The organism is Arachidicoccus ginsenosidivorans, from assembly GCF_007971385.1.
Lineage (GTDB): Bacteria > Bacteroidota > Bacteroidia > Chitinophagales > Chitinophagaceae > Arachidicoccus > Arachidicoccus ginsenosidivorans.
Window position 1 is genome coordinate 2,931,639 of record NZ_CP042434.1, and the last position, 17,267, is coordinate 2,948,905.

The 17,267-nt window shown below is 43.2% G+C and carries 11 protein-coding genes; 9 read left to right on the top strand and 2 right to left on the bottom strand.

All coding sequences use genetic code 11. The features are described 5' to 3' along the window. The first annotated feature begins 66 nt into the window (after positions 1-66). Positions 67-549 carry a DUF6557 family protein gene (locus tag FSB73_RS11735; RefSeq protein ID WP_146782236.1) on the top strand — a complete coding sequence of 161 codons (483 nt, stop codon included), beginning with the start codon at positions 67-69 and terminating at the stop codon, positions 547-549. A 38-nt stretch (positions 550-587) separates the two neighbouring features. On the opposite strand, the gene FSB73_RS11740 is transcribed toward FSB73_RS11735, so the two are convergent. Next, positions 588-2,072: an alpha-L-fucosidase gene (locus FSB73_RS11740; protein ID WP_146782238.1), complete on the bottom strand. Its 1,485-nt coding sequence runs from the start codon at positions 2,070-2,072 to the stop codon at positions 588-590. Positions 2,073-2,361: 289 nt separating this feature from the next. Between FSB73_RS11740 and FSB73_RS11745 the strand changes: the two genes are divergently transcribed. Continuing rightward, positions 2,362-3,384 (top strand): zinc-binding alcohol dehydrogenase family protein, encoded by a 1,023-nt coding sequence (locus FSB73_RS11745; RefSeq protein ID WP_146782241.1) that lies wholly within the window; start codon positions 2,362-2,364, stop codon positions 3,382-3,384. Positions 3,385-3,759: 375 nt separating this feature from the next. Here the strand turns inward: FSB73_RS11745 and FSB73_RS11750 are convergent, their stop codons facing one another. Beyond that, positions 3,760-3,993, bottom strand: a complete 234-nt coding sequence (locus tag FSB73_RS11750; RefSeq protein WP_146782244.1) for a hypothetical protein — start codon at positions 3,991-3,993, stop codon at positions 3,760-3,762. A 329-nt stretch (positions 3,994-4,322) separates the two neighbouring features. On the opposite strand from FSB73_RS11750, the gene FSB73_RS11755 reads away from it, so the two are divergent. The 7 genes from FSB73_RS11755 (at position 4,323) to FSB73_RS11785 (ending at position 17,228) form a co-directional block, all read left to right on the top strand. Beyond that, complete coding sequence (locus tag FSB73_RS11755; RefSeq protein WP_146782247.1) at positions 4,323-5,027, top strand: RNA polymerase sigma factor; 705 nt, start codon at positions 4,323-4,325, stop codon at positions 5,025-5,027. 367 nt (positions 5,028-5,394) lie between these two features. Beyond that, complete coding sequence (locus FSB73_RS11760; protein WP_158639511.1) at positions 5,395-6,663, top strand: FecR family protein; 1,269 nt, start codon at positions 5,395-5,397, stop codon at positions 6,661-6,663. Positions 6,664-7,220: 557 nt separating this feature from the next. Next, a complete protein-coding gene (locus FSB73_RS24865) occupies positions 7,221-9,452 on the top strand; it encodes a SusC/RagA family TonB-linked outer membrane protein (RefSeq protein WP_158639512.1) in 2,232 nt (743 codons plus the stop codon). Positions 9,453-9,966: 514 nt separating this feature from the next. Beyond that, positions 9,967-10,713: a hypothetical protein gene (locus FSB73_RS11770; protein ID WP_146782256.1), complete on the top strand. Its 747-nt coding sequence runs from the start codon at positions 9,967-9,969 to the stop codon at positions 10,711-10,713. A 131-nt stretch (positions 10,714-10,844) separates the two neighbouring features. After that, the gene (locus FSB73_RS11775) at positions 10,845-12,554 is read left to right on the top strand and encodes a RagB/SusD family nutrient uptake outer membrane protein (RefSeq protein WP_225973956.1); all 1,710 of its coding nucleotides are present in this window, start codon (positions 10,845-10,847) and stop codon (positions 12,552-12,554) included. A gap of 59 nt (positions 12,555-12,613) precedes the next feature. Beyond that, positions 12,614-15,475: a SusC/RagA family TonB-linked outer membrane protein gene (locus tag FSB73_RS11780; RefSeq protein WP_146782259.1), complete on the top strand. Its 2,862-nt coding sequence runs from the start codon at positions 12,614-12,616 to the stop codon at positions 15,473-15,475. A 58-nt stretch (positions 15,476-15,533) separates the two neighbouring features. Beyond that, the gene (locus tag FSB73_RS11785) at positions 15,534-17,228 is read left to right on the top strand and encodes a RagB/SusD family nutrient uptake outer membrane protein (protein WP_146782262.1); all 1,695 of its coding nucleotides are present in this window, start codon (positions 15,534-15,536) and stop codon (positions 17,226-17,228) included. The last annotated feature ends 39 nt before the right edge of the window (positions 17,229-17,267 follow it).

Consider the following 17,267-nt stretch of genomic DNA (forward strand, 5'->3'; position numbering starts at 1 on the left):
AATCTGGGATTTAAACTTTGCGATCGTAAATTTTAAAGTAGTCAAGGAATTTTATAATTTTGGCATATGAAAATGCTGTATGACTGTTTTATTACCTGTACTTGGGCAGAGGTCAAAGAAAAAATCCTGCAATACTACCCGGATCAAAAGTCAAATTTGCGGGGTTATTTTAAGGTTTTTAATAGTGCCAGGGCACTATCACCAATAGCCACAAAACAGCAGGTTGGAATGGAGGCTGTAGAGGATAAAAGTAGTAAATACATCCACGTATTCATTATTCCTTTTGCAGATGAAGTTGTTTACGCCATGGCTTCACTTCCCTGGCAGGTGATTATGGGGCTCCAGGTGGCTGATGGGTTGTTTGAACAATATGGAGCGGCTACTATTACAGGCCTTTGCCTTTATGAGATGACTTTCTTTGGATTTTCTGAAGGAGCCGTCAATAAATGCTTAAGTGGATTCAGTCGGCCTGTACATAAATGGGAACGATCCAGGCATATCTTTAAATCCAATAAACGCTATTTTAAAAAGCCTAGGATTAGATGGTAATTGAGAGATTTAGCTTAGAGGGATACTTCTTTTTTTTATTATAAGACACCTGTAAGTTTGAGCGTAAAAATTTTACTTGGTAACGCATTTGCTTTCAAATGAGAAAGGTCTATGACCAGGTCATTACCTGATTGCTTTACGGGCAGTTTGATATCAGTGCCCAATAATCCAGCTTCAGTTGATTTGGGGGCCTTGACACCGGTAAGTCTAAGTTCTGGTTGATAGGCAGGTAATGTACAGTATAAATCTGCTCCTTTTGTGGTATAAAAGGCCTCTATGTGTGCGGTATCTTTTTTGGGTCTGGTGAGTTCAGCAGTGCTATACCCGTTCATGTAATTACCCTGTTTTTTCCCCGGAACGATGCCTTTGCTCCATTGATAGGGGTGGGTATAAGCTTCTGTGCCATAAATGGCTTCTCCATTGATCTTCAGCCAATTGCCGATCTCAGTAAGCCTTTGCTGCATGATTACAGGAATTCTGCCATCTGCGGTAGGGCCAACATCTAATAATAAATTACCGCCACGTGAAACAATATCCACGAGCATCAGGATCAAATCTCTGCCAGTTTTATAGTCGCTGAGCTGCTCATTGCGGTTATAACCAAAGGAATGACCGATTCCTTCACACTGTTCCCAGGTAATGCTTTTGTCCATACCGCTTCCATATTCTGAGGTGGTATACATGGCTCCATTATTCATGCTGCGGGTATTGCTGCCCCAGCGGTCGTCGACGACAACTTCATTTTTTACGGGAGATTCGCTAAATAGCCAGGATAGGAATTGCAGGCTGTGCCATCCTGTGTCGGGCAGATCCCATTCTCCGTCTGCGAAAATAATGGAAGGCTTATACTGATTAACCAGCTCTTTGAGCTGGGGCAGCATATGCTCAGTCACGTATTTTTTCTTGTCAGTAAGCCATAGTGGATTGAACCATTCGTATAAGGAATAATAGACACCCATTTTCAGGCCTTCGGCACGTACGGCTTTTGTCAGGTCGCCCAGTAAATCTCTTTTAGGTGCTCCAGTAACGGAATTCCATGGGCGGCCCCAGTCCCTGTCCGCCTCCGGGCTATTCCAAAGGCAGTACCCTTCATGATGCTTGGAGGTCAGTACTACATATTTGGCTCCTGCACTTTTAAACAACTGGGCCCACTGATGGGGATCATACAGCTCTGCTTTGAATAAAGGAGCAAATTGTTCGTATTTGAAGTCCTTGCCATAAACCCTGTTATGAAAGTCCGTAAATAACTGCCGGGAGGCCTCATTTTGCTCGGGACCTTCGGTATGGTCGCGGCGGATCCGCCGCCAATACCATTCTGAATAATCGTATCCGCTGTTGGAGAGTACGGGGGCATAGGCAGGCACTGAATATAGTCCCCAGTGGATAAAGATCCCAAATTTAGCCTGATGGAACCAACCGGGCATCTTACGGGTATTAAGCGACTGCCAATTGGGCGCATAAGTTTGCGCAAATCCTATGGTCAATAGTAGAGAAGAGACTGCCAGTAAAAGAATTTTCTTCATCGGTAAATTTATTGAAGCCAATTGTTGATAAATTGTTTAACTGGCTGTATGATAATTATTTATGGAATTACTTGTACGTTGAGACAAAAATATTGATTGTTGATGAATTTTCCAGCTTTTAGTAGTGCTTACCTGGTGAAAATAGTTAGCGGGTAATTTAATACATCAAGGATCTGAAGGAAGGTGATGAACAAAATTGCGTAAAAAGATAAATATTGAACATTAAATGCCAATATCTTAGCAATAGACAAATTGTTTATTGGCTAATTTTGGCAAAATTGTATCAATAATGAATGCATTGCAGTTTGAGACGCCAGGCAAAGTGAATATAATAAAGGTCGATGTGCCATCCATAAAACCAAACGAGGTTTTATTAAAGGTTCATTATATTGGTATCTGCGGTACGGATCTTAGTACTTTTAGGGGACTGAATCCGCTTGTGCAATATCCGGTTATTCCTGGCCATGAAATCTCGGCTGAAATTGTTGAGGTGGGTAGCCAGGTTCCTGCACATATTACAACGGGTCAACTGGCTACCGCCAATCCTTATACCCATTGTGGGAAATGTCCCTCTTGTAAACGTAGAAGATATAATGCCTGTCAATATAATGAAACCATGGGTGTGCAGCGTGGTGGCGCTATGCAAGAGTATATTATCTTACCTTGGGAAAAGTTGTTGATCAATGAAAAATTAAATAAAGAACAATTGGCACTTGTCGAACCTTTAAGCGTAGGGTTCCACGCAGTGGCCAGAGGTACTGTAACGGATATTGATACGGTATTGGTCATTGGCTGTGGCATGATCGGGGCAGGGGCTATTATAAGAGCTGCTTTAAGAGGCGCCAGGGTAATTGCAGTTGACCTGGATGATCATAAATTAGCAATTGCCAAAAAACTCGGTGCTAAGCATACCATTAATGCCGGAAAGGATGATTTGCCTGAATGCCTGCGAACTATTACGGCGGGCCAGGGTCCGGATGTGGTGATTGAGGCTGTTGGCAGCCCTGCCACCTATGTTACGGCTATAGAGCAAGTCGCATTTACAGGTAGGGTGGTATATATTGGCTATGCTAAAAACGAAGTGGCCTTCAGTACAAAGTTATTTGTACAAAAGGAGCTGGATATTAGAGGGTCCAGAAATGCACTGCCTGAAGATTTTGTGGCGGTCATGAATTACATGGAGTCCGGTAAATTGCCTTTAGAGGATCTGATCACCAGCAAACTTGCGCCTGCAGCGGTTGGCCAGGCAATGCAAGATTGGTCTGCTAGGCCAGGAGAAGTAATTAAGCTTTTTGTTGATTTTTCAAAGTAGTTTTGTTTTAGGACTTTTCACCGTTGATTTTCTGGTTAAAATTGGACAAATGAGAAAAATAGTATTATTCCTACTATGCGTTTTATTATTTGTTTCGTTAGTGGTAGTCGTAATTGGGAATTGTGGAATTGACTCTCTTTACAATTCGGGAAGTTGCATAATACCTGTTTTAATGAGTTTTAGCAATTTAAATTAAGCCAATTCAAATTGTCACCATAAAAAATCTTCTATAACTCAATAAAATCAATGCTTTCAAAGAATATTAATCAAAGTTAACCGGACAGTAATGATTAAAGAAAATGGAGATTATACCTGGTTTCCAATTTAAGGTGGCCTAATTGCCCAATTTTGCATTCTTACCTACAGCAATTGACACTATCTGGCCAGTTCTGTATCAATGGCTTCTCCTATTTGATTAATCTCCGTTTCATTTAATTCTCCCCAGAGTTGTTTCCACTGCCCTACATCTTTTCTTATTTGGGTAATTCTTTCCCCGTTTAAATGGCAGATGTAAGTGTCCACGTCATCAGTTGAAGGTTCAGTATGCACCTGAACGGTATAGCGATTGCCTGCGCGCATAAAAGGCACTGTAAAATGATCTGTTTGCATAACTAGTATTTTAGATTGAAAAATAGTTTGTTCAATAACTGATATCATATCCCAAATATCCATCCAAAAAAAGAAGGGCTTAAGGCGGCTAAACAAATCTGATTTCTCTGCTTTACCTTTTAAAATAAGTATTTTTTTTAAAAAAGATCTGAGTTAATATCTGCCCTGAAAATCAAGCGAATTGATGCAATTTTTGCAAAATAACGGAGGATCGCAAAAAAGGAAAGAATACAAATTTATTTGGCTGAATAAAAAATAAAGTTAAATTTGATTGTTTTTTGTTATTAGAAGGTTAATGACAAACAAGTTAAAAACGTTTTCTTTCTGTCGTGATAAAGTCCATTCATATTGATCTAAATGGTTCAAATTTAATTGATTCACCCGTTTCTGAACAAATAAGGAATACGGATGCCAATCTATTGGATGGTAGGGAGCTGTTAACAATGCAGACAGAGGAAAGAGTTCTTTTTGACAAAGTGGCAAATGGAGATGAGGCGTCATTTAGAAAACTTTTTACGCTGTATACACCTTTGTTTAGTTATATTATTGAACGGGTCACCGGTGACGCTTCCTTAATACCTGATTATTTACAGGATACTTTTCTGAAAATCTGGTTAAAAAGAGACATATTAAGTGAGGTGGAGCAACCCCGTAAATGGGCCATGCAGATTGTCTATCATATTTGCTTCAATCATCTGAAGCATAAAAAGGTTGTGCAAAGACATACGGATATCATGGCTACTGCGGCGCCACCTTCAGAAAAGTTCAATGCCATAGAAAAGGAAATTTTTCATAAAGAGACTGCCAGGATACTAAAAGAAGTTATTCAGCAGTTACCTCCTCAGACACAAAAGATCTACCGGTTAAGCCGGGAAGAAGGCATGGATATTCAGCAAATTGCCAACGACTTATGCCTTTCCAATCAGACCGTCAAAAATACGCTTAGTCGTGGATTAAAAATGATCAGGCGCCTGCTCAAAGAAAAAGGTATTCTGGTGAGCCTGCTGTATTTGCTGACATGGCTTTTAGGTTGATGTTTACATTGGCTGGACAGTTTCCTTTATTCCTAACTTCTTACCCATTGAATTCTTTGAGCGTGTTCAGGTTTTCCCTTTTTAAAGACTGCTTGTTTTTTTGGCTCAATTGCTTTTTTTATTAAAAATCTTGAATGGAGGGTGTTCTTTGTTGGTTGATTGTCAATGAATCATGTTTAAGATGTCCATTAATTTGTATTTTTTTTATTTTCCATTGGTACGCTACTGCCCGTTAGCTGTCTACTTCTAAAAGGGGGAAGATCTTGGAATATCTTGGAATGTCTTGCAATGTCTTGCAATGTGCTTGAGGAATCTTACAAGTTCTTGCAAGTTACATTCAAGCCTCTTTTTAGAATTAATATTTATAATGACCGCACCGGATAATACATATTGGGAATCGCTGGCACAAAAGGCACTGGCAGGTCAGGCGACCGAGCAGGAGCTAAATTTGTTGCTGGAGGGTCTAAGTGGTCAAAATGGAGCTGATTTACAACAAGTCCTTGATAAATTATTAGGGATTACTGAAGGTGAAGATGAGCATCAGATCAATCAATTATTATCAGCATACAAGCAAACACCCAAGAAATACAGCTCCATTGTTGACAAGGTCCTGGAGTCGGACAAAATAAGTGAACCACCAAAGGTGTTAAAGGTTTCAGCTAAAAACGGGCGTTCAATCTATTGGTACAGGGCGGCTGTGATCCTTTTAGTCTGCGCTTTGGGGGTACTTATTACTTTGAGTATTCAAAAAGGCAGGCAATCCGTTATCCATAAAATGGCCAAGAATCCGTCGGTGGATTATAACATTGTTCCAGGTAAGGATAAAGCGATATTGACGCTCGCTAACGGTAAAAAAATCCTGCTTGATAGTGCTGCCAATGGAGTACTGGCTGATCAAAATGGGGTAGACATTCACAAGGTTCAAAACGGGCAATTAATTTATACGGCAAATGAATCCACGGCGCCAGATGCCACCGGTTCGGGAATAATCGCCTATAATACCATGACGACCCCCAGAGGTGGTAAATACCAGTTGGTATTGCCAGACGGCACAAAAGTCTGGCTCAATGCTGATTCAAGAATAAAGTATCCAACCCGGTTTACGGGGGCCAACCGTATCATTTCTATGGTTGGAGAGGCTTATTTTGAGGTAGCAAAGGATGCGAAGCATCCTTTTATTGTGGAGACCTCAAGAGGGATGAATGTTCGCGTCTTAGGTACGCACTTTAATATCTGTGACTATCCGGATCAGCCCGTGGTCAGGACCACCTTGTTGGAAGGATCTGTTCGGGTGATTTATCATAGCGATTCTTTAATGATTGTTCCCGGCCAACAGGCAACGATGGCCATTGATGGTAGCCTCGCTACAAAATCTAATATTGATCTGGATAGAGTAGTTGCCTGGAAAAACGGGCTGTTCTATTTTGATCAGATGGATATTGTCTCCATTATGCAGGCCCTGAGCAGATGGTATGATATCGATGTTCATTATGCAGGCAAGCAGCCTACTGATTTGTTCTCTGCTATTATGAACAGAGACAATGATATTCATGAAATCCTGTCGATGCTGGAGGCGACCGAAAAAGTTCATTTTAAAATTACGGGCAGAACCATTGAGGTGTTGAGTGGAAAATAGTAAATACTGGCTGGCCAATAGTGGCGGGTGGAAGATTCATGATAAAAGTCAGTGCTTGTTGTGCAAAGGTGAAGCATATTTAGTTTAGCAAATATAAATTGCCCAGTAAACCATTAAAGTAAAAAGTAGAATGGGATGTAACAAGTGTATGAAGCATTGGAAAGCAGATAATTTTTTCAAAAGACTCCTTTCCATAAATGATTTATATAAACGGATTTTTCTTTTATTAAACAAACACAAAAAAATGATTAAAATGAAAATGCAAATACAGCCATTTTAAACCGCTAGCGCGTAGAAAAAATATTGGAACATTTACCCGTTAGTTTCAGGGATGTCGACTACCAGCGGCCCTGGTGCTACAAAAATAAAAAGGCCGTTCCAGCTCCTACCCCGGAACGGCAGCATTTAGGTTATGTTACCAATAAAACCAATTAGACCTGACTTTATTATTTATTAAACCCAAACACAGCAAAGCTATGTATTTTAGACTGAAACATGACTTGCCTGGCGGAGTAATTACCAAAATATTACGATTTTTTAAACTATTTGCCATAATAATGGTTGCTGCACTGCAACTTAGCGCAAAATCAAGTGCCCAAAAAATAACGCTGCAGGAGAAAAATGCTACGATTCAGCAAATCTTCCATGCTATCTGGAAGCAAAACGGTGTCCAGTTTGTCTATACCAATGAAGTGCTGCAAGGCGCAAAACCTGTCACCATTTCTGTAAAAAATGCAGATATGACCGATGTTTTAGACATCTGTTTTAAAGAGCAGCCATTTACCTATCAAATTACCAATAAGGCCATTATTGTCAAGAGAAAAACGATCATTACAAAGGCAGCCCCTGAGAAAATAACGGTTCACGGTGTTGTTACAGACAGTCTTGGCAAACCCTTGAGCGGCGTGTCAGTCGTGGTAAAAGGCACAAAGAATGGTACTGTTACCAGCGATCTGGGAATGTATTCCTTAGATCAGGTTCCTGAAAACGCTACTTTGGTCTATAGCTATGTGGGAATGCTTTCCCAGGAAATTGAAGTCAATGGGCAGACAAGTATTTCTGTCATATTAAAAAATCAGCCGACAGATCTGGATCAGATTGTCGTCATTGGCTATGGCACGCAGAAAAAAGAATTTTTGACTGCTGCAATCTCAACGGTATCGGGAGCCGAACTGGTCAAGGCGCCTGTTCCTAATATCAGTACGGCCTTAAAAGGCCAACTGGCGGGACTGGTCGCCCTTCAGAACTCTGGTAAACCCGGTTCTGACGGGGCGACACTGACCATTCGCGGTATAGGTACTTATACGGGGCAAACCGGCCCATTGATCATGGTAGACGGTATTGCCCGGGATACTTATGATGATATTGATCCCAATGAGGTAGAATCCATCAGTATTTTAAAGGACGCTTCTGCTACGGCTGTGTATGGGGTAAGAGGAGCCAATGGGGTTATTCTCATTACCACCAAAAGAGGGAAAGTGGGGGCTCCCCAGATCAGCCTGTCCGGTCAGACGGCGATTACGCAGTTTACCAATATTCCCAAATTTGTCAATTCCTATGAATATGCGACACTGCTCAATGAACAAAGTTTTGAAACCTATTGGATCAATCATGCTAATGATGCGGATATTCATTCATGGGATGATTTTGTTCAAAAGCGCAATGCGAACTGGAAAAAGGAAGCCAATATCTATTATTCAGACGAAGATCTGAACTATTATAAAAATGCCCATACACCCAAGTTACCGGGAGGCCAGACCAATCCGTATTATGATCCTTATTTTCATCCGGATGTAAATTGGGTAGACCAGATTTTCAAAAAGTCTACGCAGATGAGTCAGGCCAATGCTAACATTAAGGGAGGGACTAAATTCATGCGGTACTTTGTCTCTTTAGGTTATCTAATCCAGGGCGGCATGTTCAAAACGGATTATCTCACTTTTCCAGATGAGATGGAGTTCCGCAAAAACCGCTACAACTTAAGAGGAAATTTTGATTTTGATGTGACCGAGGATTTTAAGGTATCGGTTAACCTGGCCGCTCAGTTCGTTCAGATTGGCGGTATGGATAATGATGCGTATACCTGGGAAAAACGTATTCTTTGGTCTACCCCCCTGGCTTCGCCAGGGATGATAGATGGCAAATACGTCGTTCCCTTTAATAACCAGAATGACCAGCTCAATCCGATGTATGCCATTGAAAACTCTAACAGTTATAATATTACCAATAATAGTATCCTGAACTCTTCAGTGATTTTTAAATACCAGTTGGATAAACTGACCAAGGGACTATCCGTCAAAGCGCTGGGTTCCTATGACAGTTATTTTTCCAGTGCGGCGGGTGGCAACTATAAACCTTTATGGTACGGGATCAGAGAAAATCCAAGTGGCGATAAACTGGATCCTATTTTGGTGCAATTAAACGATCCGACGCCGCCTTCCAGATGGGGAGATTATTATAATGGTAAATGGCGCAAGCTTTATGGGGAAGTTTCCATTAATTATGATCGTCAGTTTGGTCAACATACGATCTCTGCGCTCGCACTGGGTAGTAAAGAAAAAAATATGATCCTAATCTGGAGTATGACTTACCGCACGCCTATGAAAGTTTGGCGGGCAGGGTGCATTACGCTTATGCCAATAAATATATTGCGGAGTTCGATATGGGCTATAACGGATCGGAGAATTTTCCGGAAGGACAAAGGTTTGGTTTTTTCCCCTCTTACTCTGCTGGGTGGATCGTTTCCAATGAGTCTTTTTATCCTAAAAATGATATTGTCAGTTTCTTAAAGCTCCGCGCCTCTTATGGAAAGGTCGGTAATGACAATATCGGAGGTGCCAGATACCTGTATTTACCTGACACCTGGCAGTACGAAGGAGGCTACAATTTTGGGGATCTGGACAACCGAAACTATGTCCAGGGAGCAGATGAAAACGTTTTGGGAAATCCCAATGTGACCTGGGAAGTATCTCAGGATCTGGATTTGGCATTGGAATTACATCTGTTTAAAAACAAGCTGTCCATTATCTACGATTATTTTAAAAACCACAGAACCGGCATTCTTTCTTACCGGCAAACCATACCGGGTATTGTGCAGGCCAATCTGCCGCCATACAATTTAGGCTCAGTGGATAGCTGGGACATGATCTGGAACTTAAGTTCAACGATAAGATCGGTGACTTCAGTTATTATATAAGAGCTAATGGTGCCATCCATAAAAACAAGATCATTTTCCAGGATGAGCCCATTTTAAAAGGCCAGGAATATCAGGCGGCTACCGGGCGTCCGGTTGGACAGCAACTGTTGCTGCAGGCAGAAGGGCTATATACGTCCTGGTCGGATCTTTATGCCATTGATGGCAATGGCAATCCTATCTTATCGGAGCCTGTGCTGGCACTGAAAAATGGCAAACCCTATACGAATTTAAATGGAGATCCGGTCTATCAAAAAGACCTGGGTTATGCCGGGGTGCCCCTGCAACCTGGTTCCATCCGGCTGGAAGATATCAATGGTGATGGTATGGTGGATGATAAAGACCGGGTTAGAACGGGCAAAACCCGTGATCCGATTTATAATTTTGGTCTCACCGTAGGATTTAATTATAAAGGTTTTGATGTGTCGGCTTTATTTGCCGGTGTAGCCGGTGTCGCCAGAGGCGGTATGAGTGAGCTACATTTTAATAAACAGCAATCCCTGTTCGGTGTAGATGCCAACCGTTTTACCCTGGAAAGGTATAATAGTGGTGACCGGATTGATTTTCCCATCGCCGCCTATAATCAACAGGCTGCTGGCTCCGGGGCGGACTATGCTGGTAATACTTTCTTTTTGATCGATGCCTCTTATGTACGCCTGCAGAATCTGGTTATTGGCTATACATTCAATAAACGCTTTTTAAAGAAAATGGGGATACAATCCACCCGGTTATTTTTAAGTGGGGACAATCTCTATACCTGGGCGCCTAATAAGATCTGGGGAGATCCGGAGAACCTGGGCAATATTGGTTATCCGCTCACTAAGACGTACAACATAGGCGTGAACATCAATTTTTAGAAAGCAAAATCTTATTTGAACATGAAAAAAAGTTTCATATATACAATTATCCCTGCCTTTGTGTTGTTGCTTATGGCTGTTTGCAGTTGCAATAAAGACTTTCTGGAAAAGCCAAAGGGGGAGCCGTTACAGTGGATACGATTTTCCACACAAAAAATCAGGCGCAGTATGCGGTGGCGCAAATGTATAATCTTTGTATCACAACCTATTTTCCGATGAATGACCCTTATCAGTGCCGTCCCGAGGCCATTACGGATGAGTTATATATCCTGCATCCGACATACGACTGGGCCTGCTCCAGTATTAATGCCGGTCCTTATAATACGGGTAATGAAAGCCCGGACGCATCCATTGATAAAGGCGGTTACGGCGGGCATTATAAAGGCATCCGCCAGGCAAATCTGGTCTATAAGAATATAGATGCGGTAACGGACGCTGACCCGACCTGGATCAGCGATGTCAAAGGCCAAGCACTTTTTTGCAGGGCCTGGCAACATTTTGAACTCTTCAGATTATATGGAGGGATTCCACTGGTCACCGAGCCCCTTGATGGTACCCAACAGTTAAATATCCGTAGAAGTGCGGTGGCTACCGTTGTGGATAGTATTGTGGACTGGTGTGACCGTGCAGCAACGCTTTTACCTCCTACCAGAAGCCCACAGGATTATGGCAAAGTGACCAGCCTTGCCGCCCGTGCACTTAAAGCCAGAGTGCTTTTATACGCAGCTAGCCCCTTGTATAACACACCTGCTGATATGAAAAGCGCCATCACGCAGGCGCGCTATGGGGATGCACGTGACTCTGTACTGGCTTATCCTGATTATAATAAAGAGCGCTGGAATCTGGCCGCCCAGGCTTCGCTGGATGTTATCAACCATGCGACCCAGTCTGGTGTAGCCCTGTATAATACCGGTCATCCTAAGACAACGGGTGATACTTATGCGACCCTGGGAGATTATGAAGCTGTGTCCAATGTATATGCCAATTCAGAGCTGATTTTAGTTAATACGGCCAATCAGGCCTCCAGTGATTTTTTCTGGGGCACATATCTTTCTTCCAAACTTAGACTGGCTTCCTGGGGGGTAAAAAATAATGTACCCGTAGAGTTTATGCAGCAGTATGAAAAGGCGGACGGGTCTAAATGGAGCTTGCCGGCTTCTGGAACTGATTTTCCAACAGATGTCCAGGCATTGGATCTGGATCCGAGGTTTTATCAAACGGTGGCCTATGACGGGATGCATTATAATGGTATCCGGGGTACCCTGGCCTATTATAAAGGTGGCGACGGTTATGCGGATGGCAATCTCTCCTCCAGTGATGCCGGGGTAGACGGGTACGCAATGGAGACTTATAAGTTTGTAGCGCGTATTGATAATATGAATGACAATCATTTTGCCTGGCCGATATTCAGACTGGCAGAATTTTACCTGAGTTATGCAGAGGCAATCAATGAATATTCCGGCCCCACGGCTCAGGCAACCCAGTATCTGAATCTGATTCGCGAAAGAGCCGGTATGCCGGATAAGCATCCAGCCGGCCAGTTGGATTTCAGAAAGGCGATACAAAATGAGCGTACCATTGAATTTGCTTATGAAGGATTCCGATACAATGATCTGAACCGGTGGCTGGAGGCAAATAAGGTGCTCAACGGCACTTTGCATGGGGTAGTTACCACGGCCAAAAAAGTAGGCGGTGCGCTTAAAAGAAGCTGGGAACAGGTCAGCTTTATTAACCGGGTCTTTCCGGTAAAATACTACTACGTGCCTTTCCCCAATAATGAAGTCAGTAAAAATTATCTGGGAGATGGCGCTGACTGGAATGGACAGAATCCAGGTTGGTAATGTTGCATCTTTCAGGTCATGACTTTGTTAAATCTGCTTTTATACCTAAATAAAATCAAATGAACTTTTTATCCAAATATAAATATATTCAATGGCTGGCGGCTGGTTGTCTGATGGGCATAGGCCTAAAGGCCCATGCGCAGATGATTACTGGCGCCACTCTGCCGGACTCCACTAGAGGGGATAGTACTCTTTTTACCCAGGTGGATCTGGGGCTGCGTCAGGAAAAAGCCTGGCGCAGTACCGCCTCCACTTATACACTGGATGGCAAAGATTTAAACAGGATGTTTACCGGTAACCTGCTCAATACACTGCAAGGCCGGATTCCAGGTCTGACAGTTGTCACCGGATCCGGTGAGCCGGGTTACGATAGCCCGACCATGTATATCAGGGGGCGCTCCAGCTGGAATACCAATCAGGTGATTATTTTGCTGGACGGATTTAGGGTGGACCAAAATGCATTGAGCGCCCTATCACCCAATGAGATCGCTTCTGTGACTTTGCTCAAAGATGCCGCTTCCCTTTCTTTGTATGGACTGGAAGGAGCCGGCGGAGTAATCAGTGTACGCACCATTAAAGGCAAGAGTATGGACAAGAATCAATTGGTGATCAATGGCAGGTACGGCATCCAAAGTCCGATTGAGCTGCCAAAAGTCATGAATGCTTACGATTATACAAGGCTATATAATGAGGCGCTGGCAAATGATGGATTACCTGAGAAATATCCGGATCCGACCTTGTACCAGAAAAGCGGAGATCCTTATCATCCCAATGTTGACTGGTATCAAGAATTACTCAATCCTACATCTAATATCCAGGATTATAATCTTTCTTTCAGAGGCGGTAATCGCCATGCCCGTTATTTTGTATTGATGGATTATACCAACTATATCGGTCTGTATAAAAATGCGCAGGCCATCGATAAGGATTTTGGCACCAATGCCCAGTACAATAAATTAAATCTGAGGGCCAATGTGGAGATCGATCTGACAAAGAACTTACTGGTGAAGGCCAATATCTCTGGTATTACAGAAGACCGAAAAACGCCGGCCGGCTTTACTGCCTCTTCCTTATTTACCAACCTGATGCGGGTGCCGGCTGCGGCCTTTCCGGTTAAAAACCCCAATGGTAGCTGGGGTAATAGTTCGGTGTATGCCTTTAATCCGATAGAGCTTTTGCAGCAAAACGGGATTTATAGTGCCCATACCAGAACCCTGCAGACTGATTTTACCTTCAGGCAAAAACTAGATGTGCTGACCCAGGGCTTAAACCTGGTGGGGGGTGTCTCTTTCAACAATCAATATGTAGGTTTTTACCAGACCTTGTTTTCAGTGCCTTCTTATGAGATATTAAAGGGCGCCGATGATCAGCCGGTGCTGGGCGGCGATGGTCAGCCGACTTATAAACAGATTGGCAGCATCTCTCAGAGTTCCAATGATGGTGGCGGGAACCACTGGAACCGTAATACGACTCAGCTCGGGCTGAATTATGACCGGGGTTTTGGTTTGAACCATTATACCGGTATGCTGCTGGCCATGAAAAAGAATTATTCCCACAATGGACAGACCTATGAAGTGCATACCCAGGGATTGACTGGTAATTTTACTTATGATTATGCCCAAAAGTATATCCTGAATGTCAGTGCGGCCTATATGGGTTCCGCTGATTTTCAAAAAGGGCACCGCTATGGATTATTTCCGTCTATCGGTCTTGGTTGGGTCATGAGTTCAGAGCCTTTTATGCAAAACAGTAAGGCAGTGGATTTTCTTAAGCTGCGCGCCTCTTATGGGACGACTGGAAGTATTAATGAAGATTATCGGTTTTTGTACAGGCAAAACGCTGTGGGCGCATCCGGCTGGATCTTTGGCAGCAATAATGCGGGCAAAGGCGGCATGACTGAAGGGCCGTTTGCCAATCCGGATGCCACCTGGGAGCAAAAGACTATTTTGAATCTTGGGGTGGATGTAAGGTTATTTAAACACCTGGAAGCCACCATAGATCTTTTTGATGAGCATCAAAGTGGTATTTATGAAGTGGCCAGTGCAGATGTGCCCGCCTTTGCCGGTTTTAACCTTCCTTTTACCAACAGCGGGGTGGTGGATAATACCGGCCTGGAAGCCGTTATTACTTACCGCAATCAAGACCATGACTTTAAATACTTTGTGAGTGGCTCTTTTGCCTATGCACGCAACAAGATCAAGGAAAAGTCGGAAGACGCAGAGCCCTTTGATTATTTATATGACAAAGGCTATCCGATTAACCAAACAAGAGGATTGCTCTTTGATGGTTATTATGGACAGGACGATTTTGACGCAGAAGGTAATTTAAAACAAGGGCTGGCAGTTTCTTCTTACGGTCAGTTGCATCCTGGTGATCTGAAATTTAAGGATCTGGATGGTAATGGCGTGATTAATAAATATGATATGAAGCCCATTGGGTATACGGACATCCCGGAAATCACCCTGGGTTTTAATCTGGGATTTACCTACAAGCATTTTGATTTTGATGCTTTTTTGCAAGGAGTAATGAACCGAAGTGTAACCCTTTTAGGTGCTGCCTATGATTATACGCATCCTTTTGCCGGTAATAATAATATCACGGAGTTCTCCAAGAATTACTGGACACCAGAGACGGCCGCTACAGCGACTTCTCCCAGATTGTCTACGCTGCAAAATCCAAATAATGATCAGATGGCGGATTACTGGATGCGCAATGGTAATTTTTTAAAACTGCGTTCTCTTGAGTTGGGCTACACTTTTTCTGTGAAAAAATGGCTGCGGGGCCTGGAAGGAATCCGTGTATTTGCCAGCGGGACAAATTTATTCACCTGGGATAAATTAGCCGACCTGGAGGCAGAAAATGTGTCGATGGGCTATCCACTTACCAAAGTGGTCAGTTTTGGTTTTAATGTTAAATTCTAATTGCAAATTATAATGGCAACAGCTATTTGGAATTTGCTTAAAAAGTAAAGAAAAGGTCATGAAGAAGAAAAATATAATTTTAGCGTGCACCGCACTAGCCCTGACTTATATGACTGCCTGTAAGAAAGATTTTCTGGATGTCAATAATGTCCAGGCGAATGTATCTGTGGATGAGCTTTATAGCAACTACGGATATGCACAACAGGTAGTCTGGAACGCCTATAGTTACCTGCCCAACGGGCTCACTGATCTGGATCTGGAAGCTGCCAGCGATGACGCAGAGGAAACAAGCGTCTCGGACCGGTCTCAGCAATTCAATGACGGCACCTGGGATCAGTATACCAATCTGGATGACAGCTGGACCCGTAATTTTGAGGGGATTCAGCAGGCCAATCTATTTTTGAAAAACAGAAGCCGCATAAACATTGATTATTTAAGAGACAGAATTACTTCGACAGATTCCACGGCTTATTTTAATGCCCGTGATAATGTACGTTTTCTTTCCGGAGAGGTTTATTTTTTAAAAGCTTATTTTTATTTTGATCTGGTACGCCATTATGGTGGGGTGCCGATTTTAACGGCACCGTTGGACTATAATGATAAGGCAAGCTGGAAAAGTCAGACCCGCAGTTCGGTGGATGAGTGCATAAAATACATTAATGCCCTTTGTGACTCTGCGGCGGCCATTATCCCGGTGGATATGTCTGCCTATAGCTGGTATGATCTGGGCAGGGTAACTTATGGTGCCATAAAGGCCCTGCAATCTAAAGTGTTGCTATTTGCTGCCAGTCCACTGTTCCAGGAAGCTGGTGCTACCCAGAGCTGGGCACAGGCAGCCAAAGCAGCGCACGATGTAATTGCGCTGGGCAGCTATCAGCTGGATGGTAATTATGCCAATTTATTTGGTTCAGGCAATACCAGTTCACCGGAAGTGATTTTCTATAAGCGCTACGGGGCGATCAACTGGTTGGAGGAGGATAATTTTCCGATTGTTTTCCAGAACGCTAATGGCAAGAGCCTGACACCGACTCAGAATTTTGTGGACGCTTTTGAGGTCTTGACTAAAGACGTCAACGGTGCGGTTACCGGCTCCAGACCTTTTAGCTGGTCCAATCCTATGGATGCCAAAGATCCCTATACCAACAGAGATCCAAGGCTGGAAGCTGAGGTCTTGTATAATGAGGCGTCCTTTTCCGGAAATACGATAGAAACCTATACGGGCGGCAATAGTGGTCTGCCAAAACTCAATGCGACCAAGACGGGTTATTACCTGAAAAAATGGGTCAATCCTTCCATTGACCTGGTCAATGGAACCACGGCCAATCACGCCTGGATCTATTTTAGATATGGAGGTATCCTGCTGAATTATGCGGAGTCGATGCTACATGCTTATGGGGCTGATGCTGATCCGGAAGGTTATGGCATGACTGCCCTGGAAGCCATAAATCTGGTAAGGGCAAGGGCGGGCATGCCCGCACTTAGTGCAGCGCAGTTGGATGAGGCTGCCATTGAACATGAAAGAAGGGTAGAAATGGGTTTTGAAGGACAAAGACTCTGGGATGTACGCCGCTGGAAACAAGGGACTACTTTCAATCAACCGGTGAATAGAATGGTGATTACCAAAACAGGGACAACGCTGGATTACAGCGTGAAAAAACTTGAAAATCGCAAGTTTTCAGATAAAATGTATTGGTTTCCGATTCCGCAATCTGAGATCAATAAAACCGGCTGGACGCAAAATGCGGGCTGGTAATCCATCAAACAGTTAAATGTTGACTGCATTGTCCGGATA

Coding starts and splice junctions, on each gene's coding strand:
- FSB73_RS11735 (WP_146782236.1), top strand. CDS start 67: ATGAAAATGCTGTATGACTGTTTTATTACCTGTACTTGGGCAGAGGTC.
- FSB73_RS11740 (WP_146782238.1), bottom strand. CDS start 2,072: ATGAAGAAAATTCTTTTACTGGCAGTCTCTTCTCTACTATTGACCATA.
- FSB73_RS11745 (WP_146782241.1), top strand. CDS start 2,362: ATGAATGCATTGCAGTTTGAGACGCCAGGCAAAGTGAATATAATAAAG.
- FSB73_RS11750 (WP_146782244.1), bottom strand. CDS start 3,993: ATGCAAACAGATCATTTTACAGTGCCTTTTATGCGCGCAGGCAATCGC.
- FSB73_RS11760 (WP_158639511.1), top strand. CDS start 5,395: ATGACCGCACCGGATAATACATATTGGGAATCGCTGGCACAAAAGGCA.
- FSB73_RS24865 (WP_158639512.1), top strand. CDS start 7,221: ATGGTTGCTGCACTGCAACTTAGCGCAAAATCAAGTGCCCAAAAAATA.
- FSB73_RS11780 (WP_146782259.1), top strand. CDS start 12,614: ATGAACTTTTTATCCAAATATAAATATATTCAATGGCTGGCGGCTGGT.
- FSB73_RS11785 (WP_146782262.1), top strand. CDS start 15,534: ATGAAGAAGAAAAATATAATTTTAGCGTGCACCGCACTAGCCCTGACT.